We start from the raw sequence: 14964 nt of genomic DNA on the forward strand, positions 1-14964 counted from the left end.
CTTTTAACCCCTCGCTAATTTTGTACGGATCTTTGATGAGATAACTTCAATAATTAAGATCAGTACGATCAGTCCGGCAAGAATTGCTCCTACCTGATTCCATTTGTATGCACTCATCGCAAAGATAAGCGGTGCACCGATACCACCGGCACCAACCAGACCAAGTACAGTCGCATCTCTTAAGTTCATGTCAAAACGATAGATCAAAGTAGACATAAAATCCGGGAACAACTGGGATAAGATACCGTAACGGATCTTCTGGAACATCGTACATCCTGCTGCATCTAAGGATTCCAGGATCTTAGTATCCAGATCCTCAATGCTCTCGATAAACATTTTACTGATCATACCGATCGAACAAAGTGACATGGTAAGCAGTCCGGCGAATGGTCCAGGTCCTGTCACACGGATAAACATAAGTCCGTATACAAATGCCGGAATCGTACGGATTGCCATGATAAATACACGGAAGATCAGTGCAACCGGCTTCGGCATCAGATTTGCTGCCGCAAGGAAAGAAAGCGGGATTGATAATACAGCACCAACGATCGTTCCTAAGAATGCGATACACATTGTTTCCAGTAACAGATATGCCACTCCGGATGTAGAAAGGTCAAACAATAATCCGGTGTCTGGATGGAAAATACCACTGATGATCTTTCCTGCGACGGAAAGTCCGCTTCCGTTTGATCCGGTGGACTGAACCGTAGAAAGTGACCATGCAAGAAGCGCTGCAACAATCAAAGCCACAATGATCTTTGCGTACCAGGTCTTTGGTTCCTGCTCGTACATTTTTTTGATTGATTCATTCATTTTGCCGGTTCCTCCTACGTTAATTTCTTTCTGATATAATGGCTGATTGCTTCAATAATAAGAACTGTACCAAACAGAACGATCAGGATCATTCCAACACTGTCATACTCACGCCAGCCGATCTTTTCATTTAAGATCAGACCGAGTCCGCCGGCTCCAACGTAACCTAAGATCGCTGCATAGCGGACATTTCCCTCAAAGCAGAATAAACAGACTGACATATATGCCGGCAGTACCTGCGGCATGATCGCAGAAATAAAGGAGTACGCCTTTCCTGCACCCATGGCTTCCATTGCCTCATAAGCTCCCATGTCGACCGTCTCGATCATCTCGTATAACTGTTTTCCGACATAAGCAAAAGTAAATACTGCGATTGCAAAGGTACCTGCCATGGTGCCAAGTCCCCAGATATAGGTTGCGATCAGGGCTGCAACCAGCGTCGGAATCGTACGCACGATACTTAAAAATACGCGGACCACACCGATCACAACTTTATTTTTAATCAGGTTGCTGGATGCTAAAATCGCAAAAGGAATCGCAAGCACTCCACCCACAAAAGAGCCGAGCAGAGACATTTTGATCGTATCAAAAAGTGGTCCCCAGATACTTGAGATGTAACCGACTTTCGGCGGGAACATCTGCGCTAAAATGTCAAAGAAAAACCGTATTCTCGTCACAAGTGTTGTCATGGAAAAACCTGTAACTTTCACAGAGATCCATGTTGCGATCACGATCAGAATAATGATGAGCGGCGCGCGGGAACATTTTTCTTCCACAACTTTGCCGTTTGCAAGCACAAGTTTTTTCGGTTTAAATATTTTATCGTACAATCCCATTACGCTTCCTCCGTTTTCTCCGGAATCTTTCCTTCGTAAATTGTGTTTAACACGTCCTGTGTCACATTCTCGGAAGGTCCGTCATAGACGATCTTTCCGGCACGGATTCCGATGATGCGGTCTGCATATTCGAGTGCTAATTCCACATGATGGATGTTGATCAGGATCGAAATATTCATATCCTGATTGATCTTTCTGAAATCACTCATAACCTGTTTTGCCGTTACCGGATCAAGTGCTGCAACCGGCTCATCTGCTAAGATAATCTCCGGATTCTGCGCAAGTGTACGTGCTAAGGCAACACGCTGCTGCTGACCACCGGAAAGCTGGTCTGCACGGATATATGCTTTATCCAGAATACCGACTTTATCCAGGCTCTCAAGTGCCTGCATTTTGTCTTCTTTTTTAAACACACCAAGCAGAACTCTCCAGAAAGGCATTTCCGGCACTTTTGCCATCAATACGTTACGGATTACTGTTGTTCGTGTGACAAGATTGAATGACTGGAAGATCATTCCGATCTTTCTGCGGAAAGTACGAAGCTCTTTTCCTTTTAAGTTTTTAACCTCTAATCCATCCACCGTCAGAGTTCCTGATGTGATGTCATGCATACGGTTGATCGTCCGCAGTAACGTGGACTTTCCTGCACCGGAAAGACCGATGATCGCTACAAATTCACCCTGTTCGATCTTTAAATTGACATTATCCAGTCCCACTACCCCGTTCGGATATACCTTCGATACGTCCTTAAACTCGATCATAAATTTAAACCAAACCTTTCTTTTACCTGCTGTTTTTATGGTGTGTGTTTTTTATAGGTGTATACTCATTGAAAGGCTGCCGCAAAGCCGGTTTCCCGGCTCTGCAGCAGCCCTCCTGCTGCCCGTCATACTGCCTGTTATTATTTCGTTGTTACTGTCCACTCCCTGTCAGACGTTCCAGTAACGATTAGTTTGCTGCACTTAATTCCTGGATCAGTTTCTGTGCTTCTCTCTCTTTATCATAATCAGAAGACTGTGCCGGCTCATATCCGTTGTGGCTGTAGATAGAGATAACTGCCTTACCTTCCTCTGTGTTACCGATATTGATGAGTGCTGTCTGGATTGCTGATTTTAAGCCGTCATCCATGATCGGAGATGTCTTGCTGACACAGACTGTATCATTGTAGATCGGATCTGTTACACCGATAACATTTGTCTCTTCCCAGATAGATTTTGTACGACCAAATTCACTTGTCCAGCTTTCTTCATAGTCACGTCTTGCATCTGCATAAGTTACAAGTACGTCGATCTGTCCGGAAGCAAGTCTTGCAAATGCACTTGCGTAGGAATCAGACTGTACTGCAGAAGAAAGATCTGTAATACCTTTCTGGTATCTGTCCTGTAACCATAAAGCCGGGTAAATGTAACCTGCCGGTGAGGAGGAGGACATAACGCTCCAGTTTGCGCCGTTTAAATCATCCCAGGTAAGTTCTTCGCCGGAGTTAACTTTATCAGCAAGTTCCTGTCCTTTGTCAGAAGGACCTGCGATGAATAATGCACGGTAAGAAACTGCCTGTTTGTCAGTACCTTCTGTAGGCTGTCCGTCATTCCAGTCTGCAGGGTTGTCCGAATCTTTATTTAAACCATCTCTGGTTGCTGTTAAGATCACATCTGCTCCATCATCATAAAGTACATAGGTACCACCCGGAATAAATCCAACATCAGCAGTTCCTGCTGCAAGTGCCTCACCTACTGCCTCAAAAGTTGTACCAACGGTAATCTTTACTTCTCCGATATCATATCCTAAGCCTGCTAACTCTGTCTGCATTAAATTTGCAAGCGGCTCTGTTGCAGTTACGATCTCATCCGGATCTCTGGATGGAACGAAATATACGTTTAACGTATCGATCTTTACGTTATCAGCAGAAGCTGTCACGTCAGAACTTTCTGTTGCAGCTGCCGTATTATTTGTCGTATTGTTGTCTGCTGCGCTGCTGTTGTTTGATGTGCTGTTTCCACATCCTGCAAATGTACCCATGCATAATGCTGCTGCAAGTAACATAGCAATTTTTTTCTTCATAATGAAATGTTCTCCTCTCTCTCCTGCATCCATTCCCATGCAGGCGTGCACACTTTTGTTGTTGCTCTTTTCATGAATTGTCCAGCCAATGATCAGGCACTGTCTCCAAGTTCAAGCTTTGTTGGCAGATATACCTTCATCGTATCTTTCCTGCCATCTAAGATCCGCTCCAAAAGAAGCTTTATGGCAGTCGTCCATACGATATCCGGCAGCATGCGAAGACTTGTATACGTCGGGTATTTTGTCGACAGCGTCTCAATATCGCGGTAAACTACAACCGCAACATCTTTGGGGATCCGGAATTTTAACTCTTTGATCGCCTCTAATGCCCCTTCTGCGACCTCATCGTTTCCTAAAATAAGAACTTCCGGCACATCCTTCGTCAAAAGCATTTCCTTTGTGAGTGTATACCCATTTTCATGACTGATCTCTCCAACCTTAAAATAGTCTTCCCGATAACGGTCTTTTTTTTGCAGGATCTGCTTTAATCCATTCAGACGACGCACTCCGATACGCACCATATCATCTTCATAGATACCGCCAATATAACCAATGCTGCGATACTCTTTCTCGTCCATCAGATAATGCACCATATCATTTAATCCCTGCTCATAATCCATGATGATCTGATCAAATTCATAATCCTTCTTATCTGAATTAACAAACAGAATCTCCGTGCTCAGTGACCGTAAAAAGTCAACTTCCACTTCCGAGAACAAGCCAAATGCAATGATACCGTCCACCTGTTTTACTTCTCCATAAATCAGACGTAAAAAGGCGATATCTGCTTTCTGCGCAATACTTCCGGATAAGATATCCTCCGATGTAATGCTCACATCCGGTCTGTCTCTTCTTACGATATGCCAGTCCGCAACTCCGATGACGATCTGTCTGTCTCGTTTGGCATGACGCATCTTAGGCGGGACATATTTCAACTCATGAGCGATTTTAATTATCTGGTTTTTTACCTCAGGTGTCACAGATAATGTCTCATCCTGATTCAACACTCTCGACACCGTTGCCGCCGACACATGTGCCAGCTTGGCAATCTCTTTGATTGTTGCCATATAATCACGCCTTTCTTCTGCATTATATTTCACGATTTTGCAGATTTCAATAGCTTTAGTAAAGTTTTACTAAAATTTTACCCAGTTTATACAAAAGAGAGAATATTTATCAGGTACGTTAATAAAAATCATTAATTCTGCTGATAAATATTTTCCCGTTTACTGAAAAACAAACCTGTTTTTTCCTTTTTTATATGATCATATTTTTGATTGTTCCGATGGATATGTAATTGGAAAGAACTGCTCCCGCATCCGTTCCATCCGCCGCTTCCGTTTCCGGCAGCCCTGCCGCTGAAAAAATACAGCTTCCGTCCGGTCTGTCCGTTCTCTTGTAGTTATCCCGGTAATACTGGTTCTGATCCGGGATACGATCCCACAGGATTCCTTTGTATTCCTCTAAAGTGCATCCCGGGAAATTGACGTTCCAGATCTCATTTTGCGGTAATGTTTTGGAGATCAGTTCTTTTGCAACCGGTTCTAAATATGTATTTAAAACCTCACACTCATCTTCCTCCGCAACGGAAAATGCGATCGCCGGGACACCCCAGCAGAGAGCCTCCATCGCCGCTCCGATCGTACCGGAATATAAGATATCCCGTCCAACGTTATAGCCTGCATTGATCCCGGAAAATACAATATCCGGTTTTTCTGTCATCAGACATCCAAGTGCCACTTTCACACAGTCTGCCGGGGTTCCCCCCACACTGTACGCCGTCACACCTGTGGCCGGAAAATCATACGGTTTTACCTCTAAATCGCCACGCACAGTGATCCGGTGTGACATGGCACTGCACTGTGCTGCCGGAGCCACCACCCATACTTCGCCAAGTCCTGCTGCCATCTGCACAAGACGCTTTATGCCCGGTGCTTTAATTCCATCATCGTTTACTACTAAAATCCGCATAAATTCTCTCTTCTACTTATTTTTTGATATAGTATTTGAATGTGCGTCTAAAAATTTATTTCCATTTTTATGAATCATATGTGTCGGTTCTTCTGCCACCCATATTTCCGTATCCCATGCAATTGATAAAAATTTTTGTTGGCATTTCTTCATTGTCTGGAATGCCGTCACAAAAATAATTTCTATATCTTTCGGACAATCTTTACAATATTCCTTAATTTTGGATACACGTTCTATCGTAAGTTCTCCTGTTGACGTATATGCCTCTATAAAAAGCAGCCATTTCTTTTCTTCCTGGTATAATATCAGATCCGGAAGCATTGCATGTTCCAACACTGTTATGTTCAACTCATTTAAAAACTCAACGTCTTTGACCAATTCCCGCTTCTTTGTATCACCAATATATAATAATTTTGCACCTGGTACAAATATAGGGACAAACTCTTCTAAGATTGCTGCTTGAAGCTTATTATGAGCCGATCTTTTCAGATGAAACTGTTCCCCATTATATAACACTGACAGCCCTTTATCTACTTGTCTTATTTGAGAATATTTCTCCTCGTAAGTCTGATGTGTCTCACAATAATAGCAAAGTTCCTCTTCCCAATTTTCTGTTCCGTACGCTCTTAACAGAGTTGCAAACTCTTTCGTCAAACGATAACTGCTTTTCTCACTCTGGGATTTAGCACCATTATGTTCCATAACTGCCATACTGCACAAAGGTGAAACAGAATCATCTCTAATTGTCTCACGGGAATTTTCACTATAACCACCACGCTTTAAATCTGTTCCACCTTTATTAGGATAATATTCATTCATGAACACAATCATATCATGTGTTCTGGCATAACTTTCCTCTACCTGAGACCATTTTGATTTTTCTTTTACACGTGCAACAGCCAGTAAAGTCAGAATAGTCCGTGTATTTTTCAATTTTGAAGGCATCTGCAATACTTCAAGTATTTCGCGCATTTCATTCATCTTTCTGTAAGGGTATTCTTTCATTTAAAGCTCCTTTTTCTTCTGCTCTATCCAATACATTGCCTTAAAATTTCATCGCTGGATAACATATTATCTCTGGTAAAATAATCACCCTGTTTTTTCCATTCTCTCATTGCAGTTTTTCCTATTTTCTGTAGTACATCCTTTGCCGGAATCGGCATTGTATTTAATTCTGCCGAATTTACCTGTGTGCTGCCATTTAACATCCGATAATAACGTTCCCATATATCAGAAGACAATAACGTATAAAACCCATATACCTCACAAAGACTAATCCGTTCTCCTACTTTAATTAAATAATTTAAATGATTTTCTGCGGTAAATTGTTTATATGCAAAAGCATCTGCTAAATGCAAGGCTGGCTGTAGTCTGCGTTTTTCTTCTTTTGCCGTCGCTCTCTTTAAAAAAACTGTATTCTGATTTTCCATCACATTCTTCTTAGATTCATCTTTTACTACAAAATACTGTGGTTTCTCTGTCTGAGCAGGAAATACTATTCTTCCTTCTAATACATTACATGAATGAAGCAATGGAATTGTAGACTCTTTTTTCTCCCACGCTATATACTCCTTATTACGAAATTCTACTACCTGTCCCGTTTTAAATCGAAAGCCCGCCTCTTCGACCGTATTAGGCATTTTCTTCATATAGTTTAATACCTTTAAATCTTCTTCATCTGATGGAAGTACAAAATAATGCTCTTTTCCTTCTGGCAAACAATTTCCACTCTCTACCTGAATTTCTTTTACTTTGCCTAAATCCTGCGCATTCTGACTAATCGCAATGATAATATTCCGAGACTGACTTTTCGATTTCTTTCCATAAGTAATCATTGTTTCCTGCAAGATATCATCACTATGTCCCTCTTTCCCTTTGAATACGCTATTTCGAGATTCAAACAAATGTACACGCTGAATATCCATACTATCCATAAAATAGCTTCTGAAACTTTTAAAATATGTCCCTGATGTCCAGGATCTTGGCGTAATAAATACAAACTCTCCATTTGTCCTCAGCATTTTAACTGCCATAGCCATAAACAGGAAATACATATTAGGCTGACCATGCACTATTTCACTCATACACACGGACTCTGCGGCCTCCTTGCGAATTTTCAAATATGGAGGATTGCTGATCACAATGTCAAATAATCCTTTGCTTTTCTGCATCTCCCAATATTTCTGATTGTCAACAATAAAATTTTCTTTCTGGGTCTTTATAAATAATTTTACCTGTTTTTGGCTGCAATAACTACTTATTATTTCTATATTCTTTTTTAACAATGACTGTATATTTTTGTCGTTCTCATATAATACTACAGAAATTTCCCGTGCTGTTCCTCGTGCAATTAAATGCTCTACCACTGCTGCTGTCAACAGACCATTCCCGGCACCTGGATCGAGTATTTTAACCTTTTCAGATTCCGTTCTTATAAGCGATGCCATATACTCTGCCGTCTGTATCGGAGTAAAAAACTGACCGTAGCTCTTTCTTTCTTTTTTAGGAAAAGAATTTACATATTCAATTGTATTTTTCATTATCTCTTTCAGCATACGATCTCCTCCATCTTGTCTTTTTATTATACTTTATACCTCGAAAAAAAGCAATGATTATCGAACATATATTCTGTTTTTCCCAATTATATCAAAAAAATCCCTACATTGTCTGTAAATACAACAGACTTTGTAAGGATTTAATTTGCTTGTGTCCTCTATTGTAATGAAAGTGTTACCGTCAATACTCCACCCGATGCAGATGCCTGGATCAGAAGCGGTTGTGAAAAAGTATTGGTAAACTTAAGGTCTTTGCTCGTTCCTGCGATCGCTGCATCATATCCTGCCGGAAGATATATTACCGGCAGTGAATGCGGATAACGCTCGGTTGCAGGAAGACCTGCATGCAACATTGCAGCGTAAAGTGTCGATGATACCTGGCACACACCTCCACCGGTTCCCGTGCCGACCGTTCCACTGATATAGATCGGTGCTACAACATAACCGTTCGCTGATGTACGCGGCAGAATAGTCGAGCTAAAGGAAAATGATTTTCCCGGCTGTACTACAACACCATTGATGCGGGCTGCTGCCAGCTCTACGTTAACAGCTCTCGGAACTGTCGCATCATATTCTGTTGTACAGGTACCGATCACATTGCCCTGTACCGTGGCAGTATCCGTTGTAGCTGCATCAGTAACAGTAGCAGCGGATACACTTCCTGTTCCGCCTCCGTCTCTGCCCTCTGCCTTACCACATGTCACATAATGGCGGCAATATGCTGCCATGTCGTCACCAAATGCCTGCTGCAGATCTGCGTATTTTGCCCGGTATGCCTGTGGATTGAAATCCGCAGAACAGCTTCTTCCTTCTCTTAATCCGTAATTTACAAAATGATTAAAAAGTGCTGCTTTATTATTGCCAAAAGCAGCGGCTACATCCGGATATGCACTGCGGTAATAATCTGCATCAAAAACTGCCTGATATGCGCTGCGTTCTGCCGCTGTTGCAGCTTCAGTAAACGCCGGGTTCGTCATCAGAAGCCCTGCACATGCCACAACCGCCAACATCTTTTTCGTCCAATTTTTTCTTTTTATCATGGTATCCTCCCCGTGATTTTACTCTTTATCTGGTACTATAGATATGGATTCATCATATCAGACATGACAAAATTATACAATAGTGCTCTTTCACAATCCGTTTATGCTTTCTCCCCCTCGTACACCACATTTCCATCAATGATCGTATACAAAATATGAGTATCCACGGCAAATGGATTTTCCCCCGTCAACACGAAATCCGCATCCTTTCCCGCCTCAATACTTCCGACACGGTCTTCGATTCCGATATGTTTCGCTGCATTGATCGTGATTGCCTTTAACGCATCAAATTCACTTAACCCGTTAAATACCGCCCTTCCTGCGCAAAGTGCCAGATAGCGCTCCTCGATCACCGGGGAATCCGTAATGATAGAAACCTGACATCCCGCTTTTGCAAGTGCCGCAGGGGTATGAAATCCTTTGTGGCGCAGTTCATATTTGGTTGCATGTCCAAAAGATGGGCCCACCGCAACCGGAAATCCTTCCTTTGCAAGATCATCTGCGATCAATGCTCCGTCCGTTGTATGATCAATCCGAAGATCCACATGAAATTCCTTTGCAATGCGGATTGCGGTGTAGATATCATCGGCGCGGTGCGCATGGGCTTTTAACGGCATCTCGCCGCGGATAACTGGAAGAAGCGCCTCCATTTTTGCATCGTAAGCAGGCATCTTTGAAAAATCCACCTTCCTATCCGCGTCTGTTTTCTGCGAATCGTCCATCACTTGTTCCTGTGCCTGTTCCATCTCAAGTTCATTCCAGCCCTCCGGACAGCCGGCAGCGTGTAATTTTGTGTCATATATTTTTGCCTTTGTGAGTGCCTCCCGCAGCTTCGCGGCAACAGACATTCTCGAATAAACACCTTTTTCCTTATAACAGTTTTTCGGATTCTCACCGAAAGCGATCTTCATGGCTGTTTTTTCTTTGACTAACATGTCATCCACACGCTTTCCGTAAGTCTTGATGGCGCAGAATGTTCCGCCAATGACATTTGAGCTTCCCGGTCCGGTGCACACACAGGTCACACCGCCTTCGCGTGCCATCTGGAAAGTCTCATCCTGCGGATTGACTGCATCCACCGCGGAGAGCTGCGGTGTCACAGGATCCCCTGATTCGTTATAATCCTCGCCGGCAAATCCGGTCGCATACCCGTCTAATCCCATGTGACAGTGCGCATCCACAAATCCCGGATAAACATCGATCCCGGTTGCATCGATCACATCCGCGTCATTGATGATCTTCCCCTCTAAGACCGGTGCGATCTTTTTTATTTTTCCATTCTCCACTAAAATATCTGCCACAAATGGCTCTTCCTCTATGGCGTTGTGGATCGTTCCCTGTTTGATCAGTAAGTAATTGCTCATGTGTGCCTCCTGTTTTATGTCCGGTGACTGTAAAAATCCTGTTTACCGTTGTTTTGATCAGAATCCGCATTTTGCGCCTTTCTGTCTTACATAATTAATTCCCATATCATACCAACATTATACCATGTATTCTTTTTATCCGGCTCCTCATTTTCCATATACAGGAAAAACCTTGTGATTATGCCCAAAATCACACAAAAAAATAGGCATAACAGCAGCGTTTCTGCTGTATATGCCCATTTCACCGCACAACTGACAATCATGCCGATACCTTATAGCGTTATCCTGCAAAAAAGGATCTGCATGCGAATCATACGCTGCAGATCCCTGATGCACTTTTATTTCACTGACAAATCCGTATTCCTGATCTTATCCCTGATCCGAAGGATCATGGACGGTGATACGGAAAGCTCGTCAAATCCCATCCGAAGGAACGTCTCTGTGAGCGTTTCATCCGCGCCAAGCTCACCGCAGATGCCAACCCAGCATCCTTCCTTATGTCCGTTATCCACAACCATTTTTAACATCCGAAGGACTGCTTCATGGTGTGAATCATAAATATTATCCAGTTTCGGATTCTGCCTGTCGATTGCAAGTGTATATTGTGTCAGATCGTTTGTCCCGATCGAAAAGAAATCAACCTCTTTCGCTAAAAGATCACTGATCATAACTGCCGCCGGTGTCTCGATCATAATACCGAGTTCCACATCCTTATACGGAATACCGTCGGCATCAAGTCCCGCTTTCACTTCCGCAATGATTTCTTTGATCTTTTTCACCTCATTTACGGAAATGATCATCGGGAACATGATCGCAATCGTTCCATAATAGCTGGCACGGTAGATTGCCCGAAGCTGTGTCTTAAAAATTTCAGTGCGGTCGAGGCAGATCCGGATCGCACGGTAACCCATTGCCGGGTTTTCTTCTTTCTCAAGGTCAAAATAACCGACCTGTTTATCTGCTCCGATATCAAGTGTACGGATAATAACTTTTTTACCCGCCATATTTTCCGCAACTGTCTTATATGCTGCAAACTGCGCTTCTTCTGTCGGGTAATCCTCCGACTCTAAATAAAGGAACTCACTCCGGAACAGTCCGATTCCACCCGCATCATTGGCAAGTACATTTGCCACATCGGAAACACCCCCGATATTGGCATAAAGATTGATCTTCGTTCCATCCTTTGTGATATTTTCCTTACCCTTTAATTCCTGAAGCAGACGTTTCTTCTGCTCATTTTCTTCTTTTAACTTCCGGTATTCCGCTTTCGTATCCTCATCCGGTTCTACGAAAAACTTTGCATCAAATCCATCCACGATACCGAACTGTCCGTCCACGCCCTCTTCCGGAAAATCAACTCCGATCAATGCCGGAATATTCATGGTTCTCGCTAAGATCGCCGTGTGGGAATTGGTGGAACCGTGACGTGTTACAAAAGCAAGTACTTTTGATTTATCAAGCTGCACAGTCTCACTCGGTGCAAGATCATCCGCTAAAAGGATAAACGGTTCATCACCGCTTAAGCCTGCATCGCCGTTTCCCTGTAAAATAGAGATCACGCGATTGGAGATATCTTTGACATCCGCCGCACGTTCTCTCATATAATCATCATCCATCGCAGCAAACATCTGCGCAAAATTATCTCCGGTGGAAGCAACTGCAAATTCTGCATTGACCTGCTGGGTTTCGATCATGTTTATGATCGACTCTACATAGTCGAGATCATCCAGCATCATCTGGTGCATCTCAAAAATTGCCGCATTGACTTCACCGACTTCCCTGACTGCTTTTTCATAAAAAACACCAAGCTGCCTTTTGGCTTCTTCTTTTGCATCCTCAAAACGTTTTTTTTCTGCTTCTATATCCGTTATCTTTGTTCGTTTTACTGCGTTATCCGTCTTATGATAGACAGACAGTCTGCCCATGGCAATTCCGCCGAATACACTTTTGCCGTGCAGTTCCATGCCCGTTACCTCCATTTTAGATTTTTATTTCTGTTTTTATCAATTTTTACAGATTTGCTTTCAAAAATGCCTCGATTGCAGCACTTGCTGCCTCTTCATTCTCTCCATCGGTGCAGACTGTGATCTCCTCGCCGCATTTTACACCAAGTCCCATAACTCCAAAAATACGTTTTGCATCTGCTGCTTTTCCATCTTTTGCAATGGTAATGCTGCATGGAAATGCGGCTGCTTCCTTTACAAGTGCGCCTGCCGGTCTTGCATGGATTCCCCCTTTGTCTGTGATCACGTATTTAAATTCTTTCATGATTTTCTCCTTTCTTTGTACATAACACATTGTTTTATGATTACATATTCACAGGCTCTATATTGTTGCAACATAAAGCCTGCGATTTTAATTACCTTTTCCGTTTCCTATCTTTTTGATACATCCTTCTTTAAAAGTCCAAGGATCACGCATCCTACAACAGAACCAACTGCCAGTGATATGAGATATAACAGCGGATGGCCTACGGTTAAGAATACGAAGATTCCACCATGTGGTGCCATTAATGTGCAGTTAAATGCCATGGATAATGCTCCTGCAACTGCGGAACCAATGATACAGGACGGCAGCACACGCAATGGATCCGATGCTGCAAACGGGATTGCTCCCTCTGAGATAAAGGAAAGTCCCATAACAATGTTTGTCGGTCCTGCTTTTCTCTCTTCTTCGGTAAATTTGTTTTTAAAGAACATGGTTGCAAGTGCGATTGCAAGCGGTGGAACCATACCACCGACCATAACAGCTGCCATGATATTGTAATTGCCTGCTGCGATAGATGCGGTACCAAATACATATGCTGCTTTGTTTACCGGGCCACCCATATCTACGGACATCATTCCGCCGAGCAGTGCGCCAAGCAGGATTGCCTTTGCACCATTCATGCTGTTTAATCCGTTGTTGATCATAACGTTTAATGCTCCGATCGGAGGCTCTACCACATAAGTCATGATCACTCCGATCAAAAAGATACCGATTACCGGATAGAGAAGCATTGGCTTGATACCCTCTAAGCCTTCCGGCAGTTTCTCAAACAGTTTCTTTAACAGACGTACCAGATAGCCTGCAACAAAACCTGCAACGAGAGCTCCAAGGAATCCGGATGTTCCGTTTGCTGCGATTGCTCCGCCGACAAAACCGACCGCAAGACCAGGACGATCTGCAATACTCATTGCGATAAATCCGGCTAAGATCGGAAGCATAAATCCGAATGCAACACCACCGATCGATTTAAACATTGCCGCCATCGGTGTGATCGTACCAAAGTTTGAACGCTCATCAAATGGAAGGCTGTTTAAGTCAACTGCAAAACCATCGATCAGAAATGCGATCGCAATCAGGATACCACCGCCGATAACGAACGGTAACATATGGGAAACTCCATTCATCAGGTGTTTGTAAATCTGGTGTCCAACGCTGTCAGATTCTTCCTCACTGTCTGCTGCCTGACTGCTTCCCTTCGCCTGATACAATGGAACATTGCCGTTTAACGCTCTGTCTAACAATTCTTCCGCCTTACTGATTCCATCAGAAACCTTACACTGGATCACAGGTCTGCCTGCAAAACGATCCATCGGAACCTGTGTATCCGCTGCAACAATAATACATGCAGCCTCTGCAATTTCAGCTTTTGTCAATACATTTTTGGCACCGCCGGAACCTCTTGTCTCAACTTTCACACGGCATCCAAGCTCTTTCGCTTTTTTCTCAATATTTTCTGCCGCCATATAAGTATGTGCGATTCCGTTCGGGCATCCGGTTACAGCGAGGATCAGCTTTCCATTCTCTGTGTTTTTCTCCTCTGCCGCATTCTTTGTATCTGCGCTGTTCTTTTTCTCTTCTTCGGCATCTTTCTCAGCTTCCGCGCGGTCGATCACACTTAAAAATTCCTCAACCGTCTTTGCATTGCGAAGTCCGCTTGTAAAATTCTCATCCATCAGAAGAACAGATAACTTGCTAAGTACATCCAGATGTACGTTGTCTTCCGTATTTGGTGCTGCGATCAGGAAGATCAGGCTGACCTTTTCTCCATCTAATGCATCAAAATCCACCCCGTCTTTGATGACCATTGCTGCAAGACCAGGTCTGCTGACTGCATCTGACTTGCAATGTGGAATGGCGATTCCCTCACCAATTCCGGTTGTTCCTTCTTCCTCTCTGGCGTATACGCCCTTGCGGTACTTCTCAACATCGTTGATCTTTCCGCTCTTAGCCATCAATGCAACCATTGCATCAAGGGTTTCGTTCTTTCCAGTGACTTTGCCATTTAAGTCAATACTCTCTACGGCAAGTAAATCCCTGATTTTCATGCTTAAATCCT

The 14964-nt window shown here is 43.2% G+C and carries 13 protein-coding genes; all 13 read right to left on the reverse strand.

The features are described from left to right. Window positions 1-3: 3 nt before the first annotated feature. The 13 genes from phnE (RIL182_RS19800) to RIL182_RS19865 all read right to left on the reverse strand — a co-directional run bounded on the left by phnE (RIL182_RS19800) (window position 4) and on the right by RIL182_RS19865 (window position 14953). Window positions 4-813: a phosphonate ABC transporter, permease protein PhnE gene (gene phnE, locus RIL182_RS19800; RefSeq protein WP_006855402.1), complete on the reverse strand. Its 810-nt coding sequence runs from the start codon at window positions 811-813 to the stop codon at window positions 4-6. A 14-nt stretch (window positions 814-827) separates the two neighbouring features. Beyond that, window positions 828-1649, reverse strand: coding sequence for a phosphonate ABC transporter, permease protein PhnE (phnE, locus tag RIL182_RS19805; protein ID WP_006855403.1), 822 nt, complete (start codon window positions 1647-1649; stop codon window positions 828-830). Then, window positions 1649-2410: a phosphonate ABC transporter ATP-binding protein gene (gene phnC, locus RIL182_RS19810; protein WP_006855404.1), complete on the reverse strand. Its 762-nt coding sequence runs from the start codon at window positions 2408-2410 to the stop codon at window positions 1649-1651. The genes phnE (RIL182_RS19805) and phnC overlap by 1 nt, the downstream gene beginning before the upstream one ends. Before the next feature lie 187 nt (window positions 2411-2597). Then, a complete protein-coding gene (locus tag RIL182_RS19815) occupies window positions 2598-3710 on the reverse strand; it encodes a phosphate/phosphite/phosphonate ABC transporter substrate-binding protein (RefSeq protein WP_044998452.1) in 1113 nt (370 codons plus the stop codon). Window positions 3711-3802: 92 nt separating this feature from the next. Beyond that, window positions 3803-4777, reverse strand: coding sequence for a substrate-binding domain-containing protein (locus RIL182_RS19820; RefSeq protein ID WP_044998453.1), 975 nt, complete (start codon window positions 4775-4777; stop codon window positions 3803-3805). A gap of 190 nt (window positions 4778-4967) precedes the next feature. Further along, window positions 4968-5681 (reverse strand): 5'/3'-nucleotidase SurE, encoded by a 714-nt coding sequence (gene surE / locus RIL182_RS19825; protein WP_006855408.1) that lies wholly within the window; start codon window positions 5679-5681, stop codon window positions 4968-4970. Between the two features lie 12 nt (window positions 5682-5693). Further along, complete coding sequence (locus RIL182_RS19830) at window positions 5694-6686, reverse strand: BsuBI/PstI family type II restriction endonuclease (protein WP_006855409.1); 993 nt, start codon at window positions 6684-6686, stop codon at window positions 5694-5696. 23 nt (window positions 6687-6709) lie between these two features. Next, window positions 6710-8236 (reverse strand): Eco57I restriction-modification methylase domain-containing protein, encoded by a 1527-nt coding sequence (locus RIL182_RS19835; RefSeq protein WP_006855410.1) that lies wholly within the window; start codon window positions 8234-8236, stop codon window positions 6710-6712. 158 nt (window positions 8237-8394) lie between these two features. Continuing rightward, entirely contained in the window at window positions 8395-9276 is an 882-nt protein-coding gene (locus RIL182_RS19840; RefSeq protein WP_006855411.1) for a VanW family protein, read from the reverse strand. 101 nt (window positions 9277-9377) lie between these two features. Then, a complete protein-coding gene (locus RIL182_RS19845; RefSeq protein WP_006855412.1) occupies window positions 9378-10640 on the reverse strand; it encodes an amidohydrolase in 1263 nt (420 codons plus the stop codon). Window positions 10641-10978: 338 nt separating this feature from the next. Continuing rightward, window positions 10979-12619, reverse strand: coding sequence for a phosphoenolpyruvate--protein phosphotransferase (ptsP, locus tag RIL182_RS19855; protein WP_006855414.1), 1641 nt, complete (start codon window positions 12617-12619; stop codon window positions 10979-10981). A 31-nt stretch (window positions 12620-12650) separates the two neighbouring features. Continuing rightward, on the reverse strand, window positions 12651-12908 hold the full coding sequence (locus RIL182_RS19860; RefSeq protein WP_015561166.1) for an HPr family phosphocarrier protein: 258 nt from the start codon (window positions 12906-12908) through the stop codon (window positions 12651-12653). A gap of 107 nt (window positions 12909-13015) precedes the next feature. Then, on the reverse strand, window positions 13016-14953 hold the full coding sequence (locus tag RIL182_RS19865; protein WP_044998455.1) for a PTS fructose transporter subunit IIABC: 1938 nt from the start codon (window positions 14951-14953) through the stop codon (window positions 13016-13018). Between the last annotated feature and the right edge of the window lie 11 nt (window positions 14954-14964).

This window comes from Roseburia intestinalis L1-82, from assembly GCF_900537995.1.
GTDB classification, from domain to species: domain Bacteria; phylum Bacillota; class Clostridia; order Lachnospirales; family Lachnospiraceae; genus Roseburia; species Roseburia intestinalis.

Coding starts and splice junctions, on each gene's coding strand:
- phnE (WP_006855402.1), bottom strand. CDS start 813: ATGAATGAATCAATCAAAAAAATGTACGAGCAGGAACCAAAGACCTGG.
- phnE (WP_006855403.1), bottom strand. CDS start 1,649: ATGGGATTGTACGATAAAATATTTAAACCGAAAAAACTTGTGCTTGCA.
- phnC (WP_006855404.1), bottom strand. CDS start 2,410: ATGATCGAGTTTAAGGACGTATCGAAGGTATATCCGAACGGGGTAGTG.
- RIL182_RS19815 (WP_044998452.1), bottom strand. CDS start 3,710: ATGAAGAAAAAAATTGCTATGTTACTTGCAGCAGCATTATGCATGGGT.
- RIL182_RS19820 (WP_044998453.1), bottom strand. CDS start 4,777: ATGGCAACAATCAAAGAGATTGCCAAGCTGGCACATGTGTCGGCGGCA.
- surE (WP_006855408.1), bottom strand. CDS start 5,681: ATGCGGATTTTAGTAGTAAACGATGATGGAATTAAAGCACCGGGCATA.
- RIL182_RS19830 (WP_006855409.1), bottom strand. CDS start 6,686: ATGAAAGAATACCCTTACAGAAAGATGAATGAAATGCGCGAAATACTT.
- RIL182_RS19835 (WP_006855410.1), bottom strand. CDS start 8,236: ATGCTGAAAGAGATAATGAAAAATACAATTGAATATGTAAATTCTTTT.
- RIL182_RS19840 (WP_006855411.1), bottom strand. CDS start 9,276: ATGATAAAAAGAAAAAATTGGACGAAAAAGATGTTGGCGGTTGTGGCA.
- RIL182_RS19845 (WP_006855412.1), bottom strand. CDS start 10,640: ATGAGCAATTACTTACTGATCAAACAGGGAACGATCCACAACGCCATA.
- ptsP (WP_006855414.1), bottom strand. CDS start 12,619: ATGGAGGTAACGGGCATGGAACTGCACGGCAAAAGTGTATTCGGCGGA.
- RIL182_RS19860 (WP_015561166.1), bottom strand. CDS start 12,908: ATGAAAGAATTTAAATACGTGATCACAGACAAAGGGGGAATCCATGCA.
- RIL182_RS19865 (WP_044998455.1), bottom strand. CDS start 14,953: ATGAAAATCAGGGATTTACTTGCCGTAGAGAGTATTGACTTAAATGGC.